This window comes from Paenibacillus sp., assembly GCF_031177825.1.
Classification (GTDB): domain Bacteria; phylum Bacillota; class Bacilli; order Paenibacillales; family YIM-B00363; genus Paenibacillus_AE.
Window position 1 is genome coordinate 77617 of sequence record NZ_JAPSKE010000017.1, and the last position, 18682, is coordinate 96298.

The window sequence follows — 18682 nt, forward strand, 5'->3', positions numbered from 1 at the left end:
GTTGACGCGCGTCAAATATCGTCGAATGCTGTCTTTAATAGACGCGTGCGAAATGGAATGCCAAAAAAGCCGTCCCGGTCCTAGACCGGCGACGGCTTCTCCCCTTCTCCCCCGAACATGTCGACGAACGCAAAAAAACTCCCCTGTCTCGACAACGGGAAGCCTTATGTGATGCGAATCATGCGGTTAGCGAATCAATATAACGATAACGCGATCGAATCTTGTTCGTCGAACGTATGCAAGATCGCGTCGGAATCGACGATTTCGATGCTGATTAAGGAATCGAGCGATTGCTTGATCGCTTTGCGGCCGTTCACGGACTTGGCTTTCAGGGCGTGGGAGAGAAGCTTGATTTTCTTCGTGCCCTGCACCTCGTCGGAATACACCGGTACGATCCTCTCTTGGACTTCTATAAATGTGCGCATTCCATCATCTCCCAATTCACAACGCTATGAAGATAATGATACACGATGAAGCTTAAAATTGCATGAATTTTTCATGACAAAACCGCAACATTCTCTTCCTTTCTTCCCTTTTCTCAAATCCATCCCTGTTTTCGCGCTTTCGCCGCCGCTTCGACGCGATTGTCGACGCCCAGCTTGCCGATCAGCTCCGACATGTAGTTGCGCACCGTCCCATGCGACAGAAACAGCCGCTTCGCGATCGCCGACGAGGACAAGCCTTGTTCGGCGAGCAGCAGAATGTCCCGTTCCCGCGGAGTAAGCGGATTCGGCGCCTCCCATGCGGCGAACGTCAGCTCGGGACTGAGCGCCCGGCCGCCTCCATGCACCTTCCGGATGGCGTCCGCCAGCTCTTCGCTCGAGCCGTCCTTCAGCACGTAACCGGCGACGCCCGCAGCGAGGGCGCGCTGCAAATACCCCGGACGGGCGAATGTCGTCAGCATGAGCACGCGGCTCGGCAGCCCTTCGTCCCGGATCGCTTCGGCGACCTCGAGCCCGCTGAGCAGCGGCATCTCCACGTCCAGAACGCAAACGTCCGGCCGAAGCTCGCGCACGAGCGAGAGCGCCTTCTTGCCGTCTTCGCCTTCCCCGACGATCGACAAATCGTCCTCCATATTCAATAAAGCGGCCAACGCGCCGCGAAGCATCCGTTGGTCTTCCGCCAACACGACTCGAATCATGCCCCCGCTTCCTCCTTCCCGGCGTCTCGAACGACGATCGGCACCTCGAACGTAACCGCGGCGCCGCCGGTCGCGGAACGTTCGGCGAAGACCGTTCCTTCGATCAGCTGCAGCCGCTCCTTCATGGCGACCCAGCCCGTCCCGGCGCCCGCCGACGGCAGACCGTCCGCGGCCTTGCCGCCGAAGCCGACGCCGTCGTCGGCGATCGTCAGCCTCAGGCGCCCTTCGTCCGCGGCCAACGCGATGCGGCAAGCGGTAGCGGCGCTGTGTCGGACGACGTTCGTCGCCGCTTCCCGCAGCCCCATCGCCAGAATCGTCTCGTGCAGCGAAGGCGCGGGCGGAGCGGCGAAGTCCCCTTCGAGCGTCAGCTCGACGCCGGCCGCGGCGAACAGCGACCTCGCATGCTCGACTTCGTCGGCGAGCCGGACGTAACGCATGCCGGAGACGAGCTCGCGCATCTGCTTCAGCGCGGTCCGCGCCGTGCCGCGCACTTCCTCCATCTCCTCGGCGGCGCGGCGCGCGTCCTTCGCCGCGAGCTTCGCGGCGAGTTCGGCCTTTAGGGCGATAAAGGTGAGCGTATGGCCGAGCGTGTCGTGCAGCTCCCCGGCGATCCGGCGCCGTTCCGCATCCGACGCGAGCCGCTCGAGCTGAGATTGCGCCGCCTCGAGGCGGATCGCCATGTCGCGGTAGCGCGAGGAGGCGCGAATGAGGAACGGCAGCACGCAGACGCCGAACGCCGGCGGCAGCAACGCGACGAGTAGCGTCGGCGTCGCGAACCAACCGGCCGTCCCGGCGACGGCGACGACCAAGGCCCCGAAGGCGGCCGCCGGCGGGGCGAGCCGACGGAGCGGCTCCCTGCCGAACGTATCCGCGCACAAGAACGCAAGGTATAAATACATCGGATTCAGCGCGAACGCCAACACGGCGATGCCGCCCAGCATGCCTAGCGCGTACGCGTATTCTCGCGCGTTACGCCGCAGCACGCCGAGATACAGCGCCAAGACGACGGCCGTCAAGGCGCCGCCGAACGCGGCCGCGCGCGGCGGCTCCTGTAGCAGAAAGACGACCGGGAAAGCGAAATTCAGTAGGAATAAATAGTTCCACTTCCCCCCGGGCGCGCTGCGTTCCTCGGATTTCATCGCTTACATCGCTTCCTGTCTTCTATAAACATAAGCCGATAATACCACAAATCCGGCGCCGTATCCGAGCAGGACGAGCCATTCCTTCGCGCCCGGAACACCGCCCGCCAGCACGCTCCACGCGCCGGACGCGTAATGATGCGCCGGAAGCAGCGCGCCGACCGTCTGCATCCACGACGGGAGCGACTCCATCGGCATCCACAGTCCGCCGAAGATGGCCATGCCCATAAGCAGCGCGTTGCCGACGCCGATCGCCGCGTCCGCGTTCTTCAGCGCGCCTAGCAGCGCTCCAAGCGCCAAAAACGGCGCGCTGCCGAGCCAGAGCCACACCGCGCACAGCGCCCATTGCGAAGCCGTCAGCGTAAGATCGTACGCGAACGCCGCCGCCGGAAACAAGATCGCCACGACGGCGAGGTTGACGAGAAGCGTCGACGCGATCTTCCCCGCGACGTAGACGCCCGTCGGCAGCGGCGTCATCCGCATCAGCCGCATCCAGCCGTCCCGGCGCTCGTACGCGAGTCGAATGCCGAACTGGCTCACCGCCGTGCCGATCAAGCTGAACGCCGTCATGGACATGAGCGAATACGCTCCCCATGTCGTGCCGCCGATGCTCGCGTCCGGGCCGTTGAGACCTGCGAACAGAAAGTAGAAGCCCATCGGCATCGCCAGCGAAAACAACAGGAAGAAGGGGCTGCGCAGCAGCCGCAAGCATTCCGCCTTCCATACCGCCAGAAACATCGTTCGTTCTTCCCGCATGCTCATGCCCCTTCTCCCCCTTTCGCCGTCAAGGCGCGAAACGCTTCTTCCAAGCTCGGCTCCCTCACCTCGATATTCCGCTCCCCGCGGCCTCCCCGGACGAGCGCCAGCAGCACCGCGTCCGTATCCGAGGCGTACAACCGCACTCGATCGCCCTGCCGTTCCACGCGCTCCACGCCCGGCAGCGACGACCAGTCGGCGGCCTGCGCGCCCTTCGGGGCGTCGAACACGACCGAACGCAGCGACGCCGACGCCTTGAGCGCCTCGGGCGCGTCGTCCGCCAGCACCTGTCCGTCGGCGATGACGACGACCCGGTCGGCGACGGCGTCCGCCTCCTCCAGATGATGCGTCGTGAGCAGCACCGTCTTGCCCGACGCGGACAGCGCCCGAATCGTATCCCAGAACCGATCCCTCGATTCGATGTCCATGCCGACCGTCGGCTCGTCCAGGACGAGCAGGTCGGGGTCGCCGGCCATGCTGAGCGCGAAGGCGAGGCGGCGGCGCTGGCCGCCGGAGAGCGACGTCGCCGTTCGCGACGCTTCCCGCTCCAGCCCAGCGATCGACAGCAGCCGCGCGAGCGGCAGCGGCCGCGGATACAACGCGCGGAACAGCTCCAGCGTCTCCCCGACGCGCAGCCCGTCGGCGGGCTTCGCTTCCTGCAGCAGCGCGCCGACCCGCTCGCGGAACAGCCGCGATCCCGGCTCCATGCCGAAGGCGCGCACCGACCCCGCCGTCGGCCGCCGCAGGCCGAGCATCATCGACACGAGCGTCGACTTCCCCGCGCCGTTCGGTCCGAGCAGCGCCGTCACTTCCCCGCGCTTCCATTCCGCCGTGAGCGGCTTCACCGCATGCTTCTCCCCGAACCGCTTCTCCAGCCCTCGGAACGATATCGTCTCATCCATCCGATCCCTTGCCACTTCCCCGCACCCTCTTCTTCGTCGAATTCGATATGTCCATCTTACCGATCGAGAAGCCTCGGGCTTAGTAGCGCCTGTCAGATGTTCGGGGTGACAAAAGTCAGGAAGCCTCGGATGGACGACGGAATGGGCGGGAGCCGTGGACGTCCGCCCAAGAGCGTACGCGTCGTTCGCATATGTTATGGTAGAGCGTTGAGGCGGGGAGGTGACTCCATGACGGAAGTTGCAGGCTGGGGAACTTCGACGGCGGCGATTCTCGTATTGTACATTTTGCTTGTAATCATCTTGATGTCGTTCTAATCGGGCTCCGCAATCCGAACTCCGAACGAACGCCAAGAAGGCACGCCGCGCGCCTCGCGCCGACGTGCCTTCTTTCATTTTCCGCAGAGGCTTCTATCCCCTCAATTCGCTCGTGCAATGCTTGCACCGCTTCGCCAGAATCGGCACGACGGACAAGCATTCGGGACATGTCTTCTCGCTCGGCTCCGGGGTCGGAGCGGCCTTCTCCCGCCGTTTGCGCATCTTGTTGATCTGACGAACGACGATGAAGATCGTGAACGCGACGATCAAGAAATCCAAGACGGTATTCAGGAACAACCCGTAATTCAGCGTCGGCGCGCCGACGGCTTTGGCTTCCTCCAGCGTCGCGTACTTGCCGCCGTCCAAGGCGAAGAACAAGTCGTTGTATCGCGCGCCGCCGAGCAGCAGGGCGATCGGCGGCATGACCACGTCGTTCACGAGCGAAGTCACGATCTTGCCGAAGGCTCCCCCGATAATGACGCCGACGGCCAAGTCGACGACGTTGCCCTTCACGGCGAATTCTTTAAACTCTTTCAGCATCCGGCTCGTCCTCCTCCCAATTATGTATATATTAACACCATAAACCTATCGGAAGGAACCGCGCGCTTCGAACTAGTGCTCGAGGCGCAGCCGCTTCCCCTTCGATTCTCTTTGACCTGGAAGTCAAATTTTATGATACAATAGGAGATATGGAAACCGCATAACCAGAGATCGGTCGCACGGATTGACTATATGTTCATTTGACTGCTTGGTCAATTATTTCTCGAGGAGGTGCGATATGGATAAGAAGACGCTCATCTTGAATAGCGCCGTCTCCTTGTTCGCCCAGAGAGGGTACCACCAGACGACGATTCAGGATATCGCCGACGAGGCCGGCATCGCCAAGGGAGGCATTTATTTTTATTTCAAGTCCAAGGAAGAGCTGTTGCTGTCGGTCGTCTCCGACTTTTACGACCGAATGTTCGATCAAGCCGTCGAGGCGGCGAACCGATACGTCCATGCGCCGAAGGAAGGTCTCGTGCAGCAGGTCATGAATCACTTCCAGGACGCGGGCTCCCACTCGAATATGATCGCCTTGTTAACGAGGGGACAGATCGACGTGAACGCCGACGTCCGGTCGGTGCTGCTCGCGATGCGCGGGAAGTTCCTCGTCTGGTTCCGGGACCAAATCATCGTCGTCTACGGACCGCGGATCGAACCGTACGCGTTCGACCTGTCCGCGCTGCTGACGTCGCTCGTCCGGGAATACATGAGCTTCATCCTCGTCAACGGCGCGGCGTTGCCCGTCCGGCGCCTCGCGGAGGCGATCGTCGCTCGCGTGGATGACGCCGCCCGAGGCGTCATCCGCTCGCAAGAGCCGCCGATGCTAACGACGGCCTTCATGAAGACGATCCTGCCGACCCTCGACATCCGGGAAGGATCCGACGCCTCCCGCCAGCTTTCCCGTGCGATCGACGCGCTGCTCGCGCGGATCGGCGCGGAAGACGACGCCGACGAAGGCGCGACGACCGCCAGACAAGCGGCCGACGTTATGAAGGAGGAAGCGTCGAAGCCGAAGCCGCGGCGCGTCGTGCTTGAAGGCTTGCTAACGCTGCTCGAGCGGATGTGCCGCGGCGGGACAGCGGAGAAAGAGCTCGAGGAAGCGCGGAGGCTCGTGGCGACTTTCGGAAGCTGAAAAAGTTTTCCTTGTATACCTGCATTCACTTGTGGTAATATTAAATATTGTAAGTGTTTAAGTGTAACCCCTTATGAACATTCCTCTGTGTGGATCTAACCCAATCCTCGTTTTCACTTCCTTTTAATCTACGGCTGCTGGAAGGAACACGAATCCATACTGGCGCGGTCTAGGAACCGCAAGGACGATCGAGAGGCAGGGCTATCGTTGTTTTCGTGAAGTATTGAATTTCGGAATCGACATACGCGGTTGCGCGACACATAAACAGACCCCCGTTCCGCTTCGGAACGGGGGTCGTCCAATTTAGGCGGCCTTTATGCGGCCTTCATTCGGTCTTCAGCCGTTTGCGGATATCGCTCCAAAACAGGGCCGTGCCGATAAAGCTGCAGACGGCGGCGAACAGCAGCAGCGCGGAGATCGGAACGACGTCGACGAGCGCCGTGCTGAGAATCGGTCCGATCGATCCGCGGATGCCGAACAGGAGCAGATGAAGTCCGAATACGACCGCCTCCCGTCCGGGCGCGATGCGGAACACGTACGCCAGAATGCCGATGTCCCAGATCGCGTCGCCGATGCCTTGCACGCCGCTCGCGACGAGCACCGCCGGGTAATTGCCGAATAAGCCGTACAAGAGCGGAGCGACGCCGAACGCGGCGATGCCGTAGGTCAGCGTACGCTCGGGCGGGTACCGGTCGACGGCCCAGCCGACGGCGAGCAGCGCGCCGATGAGGCATACATAGTAAGCCATCCGGGCGTATCCGATCTCTACGTTCGTCAGTTGGAGCAGTTCGACCTGCGTGATTTGGTACAGCGGCTGCACGAGAATGTTGCCGAAACCGGAAAACGTCGTCGCGACCATAAATACGGCCAGCGGCCGGTTTTCCTTAACGACGGTCCACTGCTCCTTGAGCGACGCGCGCTTCGCGGCGGGGGAACGGGTCGGCGCCGGATTCGACGTGCGAACGCCGAAGAACATCGAGATGGAGACGAGGCCGGTGAGCGAAGCCAAGACGAGCGGACCCGAAGGGCCTCCGATATCGGTCCACAGCCCGATGAAATACGCGATCGGGATCATCATCACGCCCATCGCCACCCGAACGTACCCCATGAGTCGCCCGCGTTGCTGCGCCGGGTAGATGCGAGTCATTAGGGCCGCGTAAGCGGGCGCTTGAATGCCCATCAGCAGGTGGAACGCGAGCGCGGTGGCGACGTACACCCAAGGCACCCCGAAGAACGCCGGGAGCAGAATGAGCGCGCGGCCGATCAGATTCGGCCAGATGACGAACGGCTTCGGATTCATCCGTTCGATCCAGCCCGCCCACAGCGGCGACAGCAGCAAGCCGATCGCCGGCGCCGCCGACAGCAGCCCGACTTGGACGTTGCTCGCCCCCTGTTGAATCGCCATAGGAAGGTAAAACTGGTTGAAGACGACGTTGAACGCGCTGAAGAGGACGGCCGCGCCGAAGTCCCAGCGGAAATTGTTCGATGCGTCCGGGTCGAGCCGCAGGCCGAAGCGAGGCTGCGATTGCGTGAGGAAGGCAGGCTTCACGTGAGGTTCCTTCTATCTGTACACGAAGTACGGAAATTATGTTCTTACTGAAGAATCCCACGGATCTGCGTTTTTCGCAACAAGCATATTCATGAAAATAACGCCGTCCTGAAGCGCTTTCGCCTCTCTATCGTTCGAGGAGCGCGCGCGGGGTCCTTGCGGCTCCTTTTTTCTTCTCTCCGCGAACACCTATCTCCCCGCTCCCGAATAGGATGGCAAGAAAGTCACGTCACGGGAGGATCCATCGCATTATGCAAATTCATGTCATTCAACCGGGACAATCGCTGTACGGCTTGTCTCAAGCGTACGGCATCCCGGTTCAGACCATAGCCGACGCGAACGAGCTGCAGGTCGACCGGTCGCTGGTCGTCGGCCAAGCCGTCGTCATTCCGATCGTCGGCTCTTATCACTGGCTCCAGCCCGGCGAAAGCCTGTATTCTTTGTCTCGCCGCTACGGCGTGCCGATCGCGACGCTCGCGTCCGCGAACCGGCTGTCGCCTTCGCAGACACTGCCGGTCGGGCTCCGCCTCTACATTCCGCCGCGGTCGAAGCGCAGCGTCGAATCCAACGCTTACGTCGAACCGCGCGGCGAGACGGTCGCCCCGGCATTGACCGCGTCCGCCCGCGAAGCGGCGCCGCATCTGACGTACCTCGCGCCGTTCAGCTTCCGCATCCAGCGGGACGGCTCGCTGGTCGCCCCGCCGCTGGACGACTTCGGCGGCATCGCCGCGGCGCAGCGCGTCACCCTCATGATGGTCGTCACGAACCTCGAGAACGACCAGTTCAGCGCGGAGCTTGGCCGAATCATCATGAACGACCGGACGGTACAGACGGCGCTGCTCGATAACATCGTAAGAACGGCCCGCGCGAACGGGTTCCAGGACATTCATTTCGACTTGGAGTTTCTGCGGCCGGAGGATCGCGAGGCCTATAACCGCTTCCTGGCGCGCGCGTCGGAGCGGCTTCATGCCGAGGGCTTCCTCATGTCGACGGCGCTCGCGCCGAAGACGAGCGCGACGCAGCAAGGGGCTTGGTACGAGGCGCACGATTACGCCGCGCACGGACGTTACGCCGACTTCGTCGTCATCATGACGTACGAGTGGGGATACAGCGGCGGTCCGGCGATGGCCGTGTCGCCGATCGGTCCGGTGCGGCGCGTGTTAGAGTACGCGCTGACGGAGATGCCGGGGAACAAAATCATGATGGGGCAAAATCTGTACGGTTACGATTGGACGTTGCCGTACGTCGCCGGCGGCGAATACGCCAAAGCGCTCAGCCCGCAAGCCGCCATCGATCTGGCGCGCAGCACGAATTCTTCGATTCAGTACGACTACACCGCGCAGGCGCCGCACTTCAATTACTGGGACGCCCAGGGCCGCGAGCACGAAGTCTGGTTCGAGGACGCGCGGTCCATTCAGGCGAAGTTCGATCTGATCAAGGAGCTCGGCCTGCGCGGGATCAGCTATTGGAAGCTGGGTCTCTCTTTCCCGCAAAACTGGCTGCTGCTCGAAGATAACTTCACGGTCGCGAAGCGGCGCTGAGCGCGAAGTCGACGGCGGCCGTCCATCGTTTCGGAACATGCCTTCTTTGATCGGCTGGACAGGAAAGGCCCCGGTTCATTGCCCCGAGCGAGGCATCTTCGGTGGGCCGGACGGGAAAACCTCCCTCTAATCGGCTCCGCATCGTCATAGTCGAATGAGACGGAGCTTTTCCGCCTAAAATAAAAGAGGCCCCCGTGGAGGGCCTCTTCCCTATTCACACCAAATCGCACGCCTCGACCGGCATCCAATGCGCGTCCTGCCCGTCCCACTTCACGTTGCACCCGATCGGGTTCGTCAGCGGCGTCGCGACCGGGCGGCCGGCCAGCAGGTCCGTCAGCGCGTTCTCGAGATCGTTGACCGTCATCTTGCTCGTGTCGCGCGGCTGATCGACCCCGCGACCGGTATAGACGAGCTTCCGCTCGCCGTCGAATACATAGAAGTGCGGCGTGCGCAGCGCGCCGTACGCCTTCGCGACGTCCTGCGACTCGTCGCGCAAGTACGTCCACGGGAACCGGTGCTCGTTCATGCGCTCGACCATATGCTCGAACGAATCGAGCGGCTTCGTCCCGACGCTGTTCGAGTTGATGCCCGCGAATCGAACGCCCCGCGGCCCGAACTTCTCCGCCGTCGCCCGCGTGACCTCGTCGGAGCCGACCACGTACGGACAATGATTGCAGGTGAAAAAGACGACGAGCACCTTCGCATCCGCGAAGTCGCTCAAACCGTACGTCTTCCCGTCCGTCGCCGGCAGCGAGAAGTCGGGCGCCTGCGCCCCCAGCGGCAAAGTGAATGCCATCCTGAATTCGCCTCCCATACAAGGTTCGTTGCTCGTTCGTTGCTCTCTCGTTGCTCTCTCTTTGCTCGTTCGTTACTCGGCCGCTCCGGCCTCGACGAAGTCGATCTCCTGGAACGACTCGACCTCGACCTTCCATCGACGCTCCACGAAATCCGTATGCGCGGGATGCGCATTGTATGCATCGTACCCCGCTTGGTCGGCGAACTCCATCGAGAAGCCGAAGCGGAACGACGTTTTCGGACTGACCTGACGCAGCACTTCGAAATTCTCCACCGACGGGATCGCGCTCAGGATGACGCGTCCGTCCTCAAGGAATCGCTTCGTTTCCGGGGCGTCCTCGGCATGCTTCAACGTAAATATCGCCATATGGCGAATGCGGCCCGGCTTCATGCGGTCCACCTCCCGCCTATTATTTTTCCATAAGTTGGAGTTCGGTGTCAAAGGCGGTCGCCCGCGCCCCGCATGACCTCCCATTCACCAATTCCGAGCGCGCCGCAAATTCGTAATGTGCGCGACGTGATGATTGCCGTGCCAAGCGTACAAGCCTGCATGGTTCGCCAGATCGGTCGCGCCGGATTCGGGATGCCGGAATGTCCGCGCCCAAGCGTCTTCGCCGAACCCCCGCAGCAGCGTCGTCCATCGGGCGTGAAGCGCCGTCAACAGCTGCAACGACGGTTCGACGTCCATCGCGCGGGCATCGTCCAGCTCCGCCCACAAGTCTTCGCGATACGGCTTGATCGTCGGCGCGTCCTCGGTCAGCGCGAGCTTCAGCCGCACGAAGCTGTTCATGTGGCTGTCCGCGACGTGATGGACGACCTGCCGTACCGTCCATCCGCCGGGGCGATACGGCGTATCGAGCCGCTCCGGCGTCAGTCCCCGCACCGCCTCGCGCAGCCGCTCCGGCAGGGCGGCGATGTCCCCGATCCACGCCTCGCGTTCGGCCGTCGAGACGACCGTTCTTCGTTCGTATGTCCCGATCGGGTAACGCCAATGCTCCGTTTGCTCTTGCATGCGTCCCAGCCCCTTTGTGAAATAAATCCAGTATATCATGCGCCTCGGGCTTCGCTCGAATCGAATACCGCCGCACGCCCGACTGCCTCGCTCCGGACTCGCCTTGTCGCCGGGCAGCTTGGCGGCGACCGCGGCATTATGGATCTGGCATTCATATTACACCGGCCGGCCGCATCGGTTCGGTGACGCAGGACCCGGAGACCGGGCTCGCGATGGACATCGTCGAGGACGAGATCGCCTTCGGTCCGGAAAACCGGTGCGTGCCTGCGCACGAGCTCGACGCGCGCATCGACGCGGCCCTCGCGGCGGTCGGGCTCGAGGCGGCGCTGCGGGACGCGCGGACGAGCGAGCTTCATGGAGCCAGCCCTCGTCGTGCTGGACGAGCCGACCGCCGGACTCGACTATGCGGCGACGGACCGCCTGCTCGCGCATGTCGCGTCGTTCGCCGCCCGCGGCGGCGCGGCCCTCGTCGTCACGCCCGACGAGTACGCGATCGAGCGCTGGACGACGAGCCGCATCGCATTCGGCTAACGCACGAAAGAAGGCCGCGATTTCCGGATTCGGAATCGCGGGCTTTTCTTAGGCCTCCGGCGAAGGTTCGCCGATGCGCAGCTTGCGGATCAGCGGCACGATCGTCAAACCTTGAACGATGAGCGAGAACACAACGACGCTGAACGTAAACAGCAGCACGTCCGCCCGCCCTTCGAACGTCGGCGGCAGGCTGAGCGCAAGCGCGATGGAGAGACTTCCCTTGAGTCCGCCCCAATTGAGCAGTACCTTCCAAGAGCCCGGCAGCCCCCGAACGAACGCCGTGCTCGCATAGAGCGCGGCCGTTCGCGCCGCGAGCACGAGCAAGATCGCCAAGGCGATCGTCCCCCACCGCTCCCCGAAGTCGATATGACGTATTTCCAGCCCGACCATCAGGAAGATGAACGAGTTCGCGATCAACGTCACCACGTCCCAGAACGAATTGATGTTCGTCTTCGTCGTCTCGGACATGCCGATGCGGGCGCCGTAGTTGCCGAAGATCAATCCCCCGACGACGACCGCCACGACGCCGGACACATGGAAGTGTTCGGCGATAAAGAAGCAACCGAAAAACAGCAGGATGGAGAACGCGATCTCGAGCGGGTAATCGTCGTATAAGCGAACCAATTGAGAAAAGACGTACCCCAGCGCGGCGCCGATCGCGATCCCGCCCAAACTGAACTTTAGAAACAACAGCAGCCCGCTGCCGAGCCCCGCCCATCCCATCTCGAGATAAGATAGGAGATATACCGAGGCGATCTGAAACAAGACGACCGCGATGCCGTCGTTGAACAACGACTCGCCCTCGATGATCGTTACGATGCGCTTCGGCACCCCGACGGATTTAAATATCGAGATGACGCTGATCGGATCGGTCGCGCTCATGAGCGCGGCGAACGTAAACGCAACGACGAGCGGCAAGCCTAAAACGTAATATGCCCCCGCTCCGATCAAGGCGAACGACAAGAGCGTTCCTCCGAAGGCGAGCGCGAGCACGGGCCCCCGCTGATCCATCAAGTGTTTGAACGGAAGCTTCAACGTCGCGTCGCCGAGCAGAATCGGCAGAAATAGAGAAATAATGATCGCCTGAAACACATTGGACTGCGTGATGAACGCTTCCGCATCCTCGAGGAAGGGCACCTGGGCGACGCCCAGCGCGAGGCCGACGACGACGAGCGCGATCGAATACGCCAGATTCAGCTTCTTCGCCGCGGCGACGACGGCGACGGACACCGCCAGCAATATCAAGATTTGAATGAATGCCTCATTGAATTCATGCATCGATATTCAACACCCCGACCGTTAAGTCATTGCAGAGAAAAGAAAACGCCTCTCGGCGTTTTCTCGTCTCGCGCTCCCGCTTATCTGCCGCGCCCGGCCGCCCGCTTCTTGCCTGCTGGACCTCCGCCGGGTCCTTTGCCGCCGCGGCCCCAATCGCTGCGACGATCCGGCTTACCGAACGGGTTGCCCTTCGGCTTGCCGAACGGCTTCTTGCCGCCCGCGCCGCCGGGTCCGCCTTCGGCCCGCTTGAACGGCTTCTTGCCGCCCGCGGCTCCGGCCCCCGGCCGTCTCGCCCCGGCCGCTCCCGCCGCTTCGCCGGCGGCCGCGCCTTCGCGGAGCGACGCCGGCGCCTTCGCCCGCGTGCCCGGCCCCGCCTTCACGATCGTCTTGCCGCGCCGATCGCCGGGACGGCCCGCGCCAGGTCTCGCCCCCGGCCGCCCTCCTGCGGTCCGGCCGGCCGGCCGTCCCGCCGTCCGCGCCGGGCGGCTGCCCGTATAGCCGTACGTCTTCTCGGCTCGATCCGGGCGCTCATCCTCATCGTCCTCCGGCTCGACATCGAAGCCCGGCAGCGCCTCCGCCCCGACGCCGAACTCCTCCATGCGGCGTCGCTCCAGCCGCTGCCCGATCGACTGCTCGATGCGAGCGACCGAGCCCCGGTCCTTCGCCGCGAGCAGCGTGACCGCGACGCCGGACTGCCCCGCCCGGCCCGTGCGGCCGATGCGGTGGATGTACGTCTCCGTGTCGATCGGAACGTCATAGTTGAAGACGTGCGTCACGCCCTCCACGTCCAGCCCCCGCGCGGCGACGTCCGTCGCCACGAGCACCTGCAGCTTCGCTTCGCGGAATCGTTTCATGACCGCTTCCCGCTTCGCCTGCGTCAGGTCCCCATGCAGCTCGTCGGACTCGAAGCCGTGCGCGACGAGCGCTTCGTTCAGCTTCTTCGCGCGAATCTTCGTGCGGCAGAAGACGACCGCGAGGTACGGGCGGTACGTCTCGATCAGCCGGAACAACGTCGCTTGCCGCGCCCGGTCCGTCGTCTCGACCGCGATTTGCCGGATATCGTCGAGCGTCACGTGCGCCGTCTTGATCCGGATATCGACCGGCTTCTTCATGTAATTCGCCGCCAGCTGCTTTACCGGCCCCGGCATCGTCGCCGAAAACAGCATCATCTGCCGCTTCGTGGCGCACTGCCGAATAATGTCTTCCACCTCGTTCAGGAAGCCCATCGTCAGCATCTGATCCGCTTCGTCGAGCACCAACATCGAGATGTGCCCGAGATGCAGCGTCTCCCGGCGCAGATGATCGAGCAGCCGGCCCGGCGTCGCCACGACGATATGGCTGTCGCCTCCGAGCTTGTGCACCTGCGCGGCGACGTCTTGACCGCCGTAGACGGCCAATACGCCCGCGCCCATCGCGGACGCCAGCTTCTTCGCTTCCGCCGTAATTTGGATCGCCAGCTCCCGCGTCGGGGTCAAGATCAGCGCTTGAACCGACGCCCGGCGCGGATCGATCACTTCCAAGATCGGAAGCACGAAAGCGAGCGTCTTGCCCGTTCCCGTCTGCGCCTGCACGATCGCGTCGTGTCCCGACAGCAGCGCGGGGATCGCCTGCTCCTGTACCGGGGTCGGCGTTACGATGCCTTGCTTTTGCAATACTTCCGCTATAAGGCTGCGTACGCCTAACGCTTCAAAACGATTCGTCACGTAAATTCCTCGATTCCTTCGATTAAGAGTATACATAACAGTGTACCCGAAAACCGATACGTATGAAACATTTCCCACCGAAGGACGCAATCGTAGTAAAATATAGGGAAAAGGAGGTGGAAGCTTCCATGACGACGATCCTTGTCGTTCACTTGCCGACGAGCCGGAAGTTTCTCTTGGTCGGCGCCTCGACCCCGGGACTCGCCGCGGTTTGCGACGCCGACGGGGCGATGCACTGGCTGCCGGCGGAGGAGCTGAAGGTGCTCGAGTACGACGGGCGGCCGATCGAACGGTACCGTTATATGCTCGAGCCTACCGCTTCCGCCGCGCCGACGCCGACGTCTAGCGAAGTCTGGGAAGACGTTCCGCTCGAAGCATGCCCCGCCTGCGAAACGCCGGTGCGCCCGGACACCCGCGAATGCCCGTCCTGCGGACTGACGCTCATCCTCGAGCAGGACTGATCGTCCGGAGAAGACTTGCTCTCTCTCCGCGCTCCCTTCCCCTCGATTTTCCTTGGCTCACCCGCAGCGCCCAATAACGCCGGGATTCGCATGGATGAAGCGTCCTCCGACGCTAGGTTCGCCCTTATATGGGGCAACCCGCTCCCGACCTGCCGAAAACACTCGTGTTGTGCGGCCAATTGGGGAGGGGTTCCTCTATTTTCGGGGTGGCGAGACCTAATTGTTGCGGAGATGCGCCCCAATTCATTGCTCCTACCGAGACGAAACTCGTGTTGCGCGGCCGATTGGGGAGGGGTTCCTCAATTTTCGGGGTGGCAAGACCTAATTGTTGCGGAGATGCACCCCAATTCATGGCTCCTACCGAGACGAAACTCGTGTTGTGCGGCTTGGCATGACCTAATTGTTGCGGAGTTGCGCCCCAATGTATTGAATCCCTAATGTTAGTGGAGGTCGTCGGCCGTCAAAACAAGTTGTTCCGCCACCCATGGCCGGACTTCGACTCGCGGAATTCGGAAGGCGTCATGCCCGTGTGCCGCTGGAACACTTTCGTGAAATACCGCCGCTCGGCATAGCCGCTTAACGCCCCGATCTTCGCGACGCTCTTGTCGGTCATGAGCAGCAGCGACTTGGCGAGCTCCATGCGCTGCTTGGTAACGTATTCGACGAACGTCTCGCCGAAATGGTTTTTAAACAGCAAGCTGAAGTAGCTGCAGCTGATGCCGAGATGGTCCGCGACCTCCTCGACGCCGAGATCGGACGCCAACCGCCGGTCGATATAGTCCTTCGCCGACATCATGAGCAGCTCGCTCGACTTCTTGTTGAGCGCCCGCTCCATCGCGTGATCGACCAGCTGCACGATCGACTCCATAACGTCCTTCAAGCTCACCGTATGCTGCAGCTTCTTCCAGACGGCCTCTTCCTCGGTCTGCGACATGACGTCCATCTCCCGCATCTCCCGCAGCAGATGAATGACGACGTAATGCAGCACCGATTCCGGCAACGCCGCCCGCTGCAGACGGCCGAGCGCCTGATCGATCCGGGCGCGGTCCTGCTGGCGCACGCCGGAGACGAGACAATCGAGCATCGTCCACCAAGCGCCTTCCGTCTCGGGCCGCTCAGCCAGCGTCTCCGAGACGGCGAGCAGCCGGCTCGTGCCCGCATGCTGCAGGAAGCTTCGCTGCAGCTGCTTATACGTCTCGGCGACCTCCGCCACTTCCACCGGGCGGGGAAAGACGCCGACGCTGACGCTCAGCTTGACGTTCGCCATGACGGCCGACTGCGCCGCCTCCATCCAGCGGATCGCCTCCGCCGCGTCGTAGGCGTCGGGACCGCGCTCGACGAGCACGCACCACTCGCCTTCGCGGGCATGCAGCGAGACGTATTTGATCGCGAACGGCTGCAGCGCCTCCTGCAGCACGTTCCCGACCGCGAAGTTCCACAGCTTCCGTTCTTTCTCGTCCCATTGTACCGACAATCGGGAGTAGTGGTCGACGTCGACGAGCATGACGACATACGCCGTATGCTCCGCCCACCCGTCCTCGTCCGCCAGGACGCGAAGCGCGCCTTCCGGCGGGAAACCCATCAAGACGTCGTATAATACTTTCTCGTACGCGAGCTGCGCCACGCGGTCCCATTGCTTTTCCCGCTTCGAGTGTTCGGCCCGTTCGGCCCGAATGCCGTTCGCGACGTTCCGGACGGTTCGCTCGAGCAGCTCGTAATCGATCGGCTTCAGAATATAGTCCTTCACGCCGTGCTTCAGCGCCGCGCGCGCGTATTCGAACTCCTGATAACCGGTCAGCATCAACACGTCGCAGGCCGCCCCCTCGGGGAGCGCGCGCGCCTCCGCGAGGAACGCCATTCCGTCCAGGACGGGCATGCGAATGTCGCAGAGCGCGATGTCGGGCCGGTGCGTCTTCAACGCTTCGAGCGCTTCCGCCCCGTTCCGCGCCGTCGCGACGATGTCGAGCCGCATCTCGTCCCACGGCAGTACCATCCGCAAATTTTGCAAAATCGGCAGCTCGTCGTCCACCAGCATGACCTTGAGTCTCATGCTCTCCCCTCGCCCGGCCCGTATTTGGGAATATAACACTTGATGACGGCGCCTTGCCCGACGCCGGAGCAGATGAACAACCCGTACCTGCGCCCGTATTGGATGCGGATCCGGTCGGCGACGCTGCGCAGGCCGAGGCCGCGCCGCTCCGGATTGAGGACACGATCTTCGGTCGATGCGGCGGCCGCCTCCGCTTCTTCCGCCGCCATGTAAGCGAACCGCGCCAACGTCTCGTTCGTCATGCCGACGCCGTCGTCCTCGACCGTAATCGCGATCCGGTCGTTCTCCGCGGCGATCGCCACACGGATCCGACCCTCGCGGTCCAACCCGTCGAACGCATGCTGGATGCAGTTCTCGACGAGCGGCTGAAGCGTCAGCTTCTGGATGAAGTACTCCATTAGCTCTTCCGGCGCTTCGATGTCGTATTCGAACCGATCGGCGAACCGGTATCGCTGAATGTCCAAATAACTTTTCAGATGCTCGATCTCCCGCCGAATCGGAATTTCTTCGCTGTCTTGGAAGCTGATGCGCAGCATATTCGCGAGCCGCAGCACCATCTGGCTCACCTTGCGGCCTTCGTTCTGGACCGCGAGCGCATTGATCGATTCGAGCGTATTAAACAAAAAATGCGGTTTGATTTGCGCCTGCAGCACCCTCATCTCGGCCTTCGTCTTGCGTTCCTGCTCTCGCTTGACGCGCCCGAGCAGCTCGTTCACGCGGGCGATCAAGCTGTTGAGCCCGCGGGACAACAACGCCAGCTCATCGTCTCCGTCTTCGTCGACGCGCAGCGCCAGATCGCCGCGCTCCACGAAGCGCATGAACCGGACGATCCGCACGATCGTCTTCGCGATGCGATTGATGAAGACGGCGAGGAACAGCAGCGCCGACACGAGCGACACCGCCATGATGCACGCGATCCAGCGCAGGTACATCGTAATTTCGCTCGACAGCGATTTCCAGGGCGTCACCGAGAGCAGCCGCCAATCCTCGTCCTTCAGCCGGATGGAGGAGACGACGCTATCGACGTCCTCGAAGTCCAGACGGTCGCTTCGATACGCGCTTCCGCCGCCTTGTCGACCGTCGGCGAACGCCGCCAGCGTGCTCCCGTTCCGCGCGCCCGAGCTGTCGTACAACACGAGACCGTCGGCGTTGACCAGGTAATACCGGGTATCATATACGTCTTCGTTAAAGCTGAAATATCGGAACACGCCTTCGATGGCGGAATTTTTAATTTGAACGAGCAGCATGCCCTCGTTCCGCAGCGTACCGATATCCTTGACGACGCGGATTTGGGTGAACACGGGCTCGTAGCCAGTTAGCTGCGGATGCTCGTAAGGACCGACCCACTTCGGCAAGCCGCCCCGTTCGACGACCGCTTCGTAGATCGGCTGCTGCCGAAACTCCTCGAACGGCAGCGCGGAGAAGCTCTCCTTGGAGTAGATTCTCACGATCCTGCCGTTATCGAGGTTGTACATGAAGGCGTAGCTGACGGACGGATGGTTCACGAGCAGCTCCCGGAAGTTCCGCTGCGTCTCGTTCAGCTCCAAGTACTTGATCGCGTCCACGTCCTCGGACGAATAGACGGGGCTGCTCAAGACGTCCTGCACCGCGGTGCTCGCGATCGTGCTGTCCGTCGCTTTATCCATCTCGCGGAAGACGAAGTCGATGTTCTGGCCGAGCGCCCGAAGCGTAATCTCCGCCTGCTGCGAATATTTCTTCTCGATCGTATCGGCGACGAAATAATACGCCAGAATGCCGAGCAGGACGAGCGGGACGATAATGAAAGCGAAGAACGCCGTAAACAGCTTCACCCGCAGCGACATACGTTCTCCCT

General features: G+C 62.4%; 18 protein-coding genes. 4 read left to right on the forward strand and 14 right to left on the reverse strand.

Features of this window, described 5'->3' with window-relative positions:
* Positions 1-194: 194 nt before the first annotated feature.
* From RIN49_RS18775 to mscL, 6 genes are all read right to left on the reverse strand, one after another.
* Positions 195-425, reverse strand: a complete 231-nt coding sequence (locus RIN49_RS18775; protein WP_138197910.1) for a hypothetical protein — start codon at positions 423-425, stop codon at positions 195-197.
* Between the two features lie 113 nt (positions 426-538).
* Positions 539-1141, reverse strand: coding sequence for a response regulator (locus tag RIN49_RS18780; RefSeq protein WP_309121690.1), 603 nt, complete (start codon positions 1139-1141; stop codon positions 539-541).
* A complete protein-coding gene (locus RIN49_RS18785) occupies positions 1138-2280 on the reverse strand; it encodes a sensor histidine kinase (protein ID WP_309121691.1) in 1143 nt (380 codons plus the stop codon). The genes RIN49_RS18780 and RIN49_RS18785 overlap by 4 nt, the downstream gene beginning before the upstream one ends.
* Before the next feature lie 3 nt (positions 2281-2283).
* Positions 2284-3042: an ABC transporter permease gene (locus tag RIN49_RS18790; protein ID WP_309121692.1), complete on the reverse strand. Its 759-nt coding sequence runs from the start codon at positions 3040-3042 to the stop codon at positions 2284-2286.
* Complete coding sequence (locus RIN49_RS18795) at positions 3039-3953, reverse strand: ABC transporter ATP-binding protein (RefSeq protein WP_309121693.1); 915 nt, start codon at positions 3951-3953, stop codon at positions 3039-3041. Before RIN49_RS18795 ends, RIN49_RS18790 begins: the two co-directional genes overlap by 4 nt.
* Positions 3954-4346: 393 nt before the next feature.
* Positions 4347-4793, reverse strand: coding sequence for a large-conductance mechanosensitive channel protein MscL (gene mscL / locus RIN49_RS18800; protein WP_309121694.1), 447 nt, complete (start codon positions 4791-4793; stop codon positions 4347-4349).
* A gap of 238 nt (positions 4794-5031) precedes the next feature.
* Here mscL and RIN49_RS18805 point away from each other — a divergent pair, with 238 nt between their 5' ends.
* A complete protein-coding gene (locus tag RIN49_RS18805) occupies positions 5032-5928 on the forward strand; it encodes a TetR/AcrR family transcriptional regulator (protein ID WP_309121695.1) in 897 nt (298 codons plus the stop codon).
* A 325-nt stretch (positions 5929-6253) separates the two neighbouring features.
* Here the strand turns inward: RIN49_RS18805 and RIN49_RS18810 are convergent, their stop codons facing one another.
* Positions 6254-7477: an MFS transporter gene (locus RIN49_RS18810; RefSeq protein ID WP_309121696.1), complete on the reverse strand. Its 1224-nt coding sequence runs from the start codon at positions 7475-7477 to the stop codon at positions 6254-6256.
* 251 nt (positions 7478-7728) lie between these two features.
* Between RIN49_RS18810 and RIN49_RS18815 the strand changes: the two genes are divergently transcribed.
* Positions 7729-9018 carry a LysM peptidoglycan-binding domain-containing protein gene (locus RIN49_RS18815; protein WP_309121697.1) on the forward strand — a complete coding sequence of 430 codons (1290 nt, stop codon included), beginning with the start codon at positions 7729-7731 and terminating at the stop codon, positions 9016-9018.
* 214 nt (positions 9019-9232) lie between these two features.
* On the opposite strand, the gene RIN49_RS18820 is transcribed toward RIN49_RS18815, so the two are convergent.
* The 3 genes from RIN49_RS18820 to RIN49_RS18830 all read right to left on the reverse strand — a co-directional run bounded on the left by RIN49_RS18820 (position 9233) and on the right by RIN49_RS18830 (position 10825).
* Complete coding sequence (locus tag RIN49_RS18820; RefSeq protein ID WP_309121698.1) at positions 9233-9814, reverse strand: thioredoxin family protein; 582 nt, start codon at positions 9812-9814, stop codon at positions 9233-9235.
* A 72-nt stretch (positions 9815-9886) separates the two neighbouring features.
* Entirely contained in the window at positions 9887-10204 is a 318-nt protein-coding gene (locus RIN49_RS18825) for a Dabb family protein (protein WP_309121699.1), read from the reverse strand.
* A gap of 84 nt (positions 10205-10288) precedes the next feature.
* Positions 10289-10825, reverse strand: a complete 537-nt coding sequence (locus RIN49_RS18830; RefSeq protein WP_309121700.1) for a YfiT family bacillithiol transferase — start codon at positions 10823-10825, stop codon at positions 10289-10291.
* A 354-nt stretch (positions 10826-11179) separates the two neighbouring features.
* On the opposite strand from RIN49_RS18830, the gene RIN49_RS18835 reads away from it, so the two are divergent.
* Complete coding sequence (locus RIN49_RS18835; RefSeq protein ID WP_309121701.1) at positions 11180-11356, forward strand: hypothetical protein; 177 nt, start codon at positions 11180-11182, stop codon at positions 11354-11356.
* A gap of 48 nt (positions 11357-11404) precedes the next feature.
* On the opposite strand, the gene RIN49_RS18840 is transcribed toward RIN49_RS18835, so the two are convergent.
* Positions 11405-12634, reverse strand: a complete 1230-nt coding sequence (locus RIN49_RS18840; protein ID WP_309121702.1) for a cation:proton antiporter — start codon at positions 12632-12634, stop codon at positions 11405-11407.
* Positions 12635-12714: 80 nt separating this feature from the next.
* Complete coding sequence (locus tag RIN49_RS18845; RefSeq protein WP_309121703.1) at positions 12715-14337, reverse strand: DEAD/DEAH box helicase; 1623 nt, start codon at positions 14335-14337, stop codon at positions 12715-12717.
* Between the two features lie 128 nt (positions 14338-14465).
* Here RIN49_RS18845 and RIN49_RS18850 point away from each other — a divergent pair, with 128 nt between their 5' ends.
* Positions 14466-14798 carry a zinc ribbon domain-containing protein gene (locus RIN49_RS18850; protein ID WP_309121704.1) on the forward strand — a complete coding sequence of 111 codons (333 nt, stop codon included), beginning with the start codon at positions 14466-14468 and terminating at the stop codon, positions 14796-14798.
* Between the two features lie 460 nt (positions 14799-15258).
* On the opposite strand, the gene RIN49_RS18855 is transcribed toward RIN49_RS18850, so the two are convergent.
* Positions 15259-16848 carry a response regulator transcription factor gene (locus tag RIN49_RS18855; protein WP_309121705.1) on the reverse strand — a complete coding sequence of 530 codons (1590 nt, stop codon included), beginning with the start codon at positions 16846-16848 and terminating at the stop codon, positions 15259-15261.
* Positions 16845-18671: a cache domain-containing sensor histidine kinase gene (locus tag RIN49_RS18860; RefSeq protein ID WP_309121706.1), complete on the reverse strand. Its 1827-nt coding sequence runs from the start codon at positions 18669-18671 to the stop codon at positions 16845-16847. The genes RIN49_RS18855 and RIN49_RS18860 overlap by 4 nt, the downstream gene beginning before the upstream one ends.
* Between the last annotated feature and the right edge of the window lie 11 nt (positions 18672-18682).

What these genes read in the sequence shown, in the direction of transcription:
- RIN49_RS18775 (WP_138197910.1), bottom strand. Translation starts at nt 425, where the DNA reads ATGCGCACATTTATAGAAGTCCAAGAGAGGATCGTACCGGTGTATTCC.
- RIN49_RS18780 (WP_309121690.1), bottom strand. Translation starts at nt 1,141, where the DNA reads ATGATTCGAGTCGTGTTGGCGGAAGACCAACGGATGCTTCGCGGCGCG.
- RIN49_RS18785 (WP_309121691.1), bottom strand. Translation starts at nt 2,280, where the DNA reads ATGAAATCCGAGGAACGCAGCGCGCCCGGGGGGAAGTGGAACTATTTA.
- RIN49_RS18790 (WP_309121692.1), bottom strand. Translation starts at nt 3,042, where the DNA reads ATGAGCATGCGGGAAGAACGAACGATGTTTCTGGCGGTATGGAAGGCG.
- mscL (WP_309121694.1), bottom strand. Translation starts at nt 4,793, where the DNA reads ATGCTGAAAGAGTTTAAAGAATTCGCCGTGAAGGGCAACGTCGTCGAC.
- RIN49_RS18805 (WP_309121695.1), top strand. Translation starts at nt 5,032, where the DNA reads ATGGATAAGAAGACGCTCATCTTGAATAGCGCCGTCTCCTTGTTCGCC.
- RIN49_RS18815 (WP_309121697.1), top strand. Translation starts at nt 7,729, where the DNA reads ATGCAAATTCATGTCATTCAACCGGGACAATCGCTGTACGGCTTGTCT.
- RIN49_RS18820 (WP_309121698.1), bottom strand. Translation starts at nt 9,814, where the DNA reads ATGGCATTCACTTTGCCGCTGGGGGCGCAGGCGCCCGACTTCTCGCTG.
- RIN49_RS18825 (WP_309121699.1), bottom strand. Translation starts at nt 10,204, where the DNA reads ATGAAGCCGGGCCGCATTCGCCATATGGCGATATTTACGTTGAAGCAT.
- RIN49_RS18830 (WP_309121700.1), bottom strand. Translation starts at nt 10,825, where the DNA reads ATGCAAGAGCAAACGGAGCATTGGCGTTACCCGATCGGGACATACGAA.
- RIN49_RS18835 (WP_309121701.1), top strand. Translation starts at nt 11,180, where the DNA reads ATGGAGCCAGCCCTCGTCGTGCTGGACGAGCCGACCGCCGGACTCGAC.
- RIN49_RS18840 (WP_309121702.1), bottom strand. Translation starts at nt 12,634, where the DNA reads ATGCATGAATTCAATGAGGCATTCATTCAAATCTTGATATTGCTGGCG.
- RIN49_RS18850 (WP_309121704.1), top strand. Translation starts at nt 14,466, where the DNA reads ATGACGACGATCCTTGTCGTTCACTTGCCGACGAGCCGGAAGTTTCTC.
- RIN49_RS18855 (WP_309121705.1), bottom strand. Translation starts at nt 16,848, where the DNA reads ATGAGACTCAAGGTCATGCTGGTGGACGACGAGCTGCCGATTTTGCAA.
- RIN49_RS18860 (WP_309121706.1), bottom strand. Translation starts at nt 18,671, where the DNA reads ATGTCGCTGCGGGTGAAGCTGTTTACGGCGTTCTTCGCTTTCATTATC.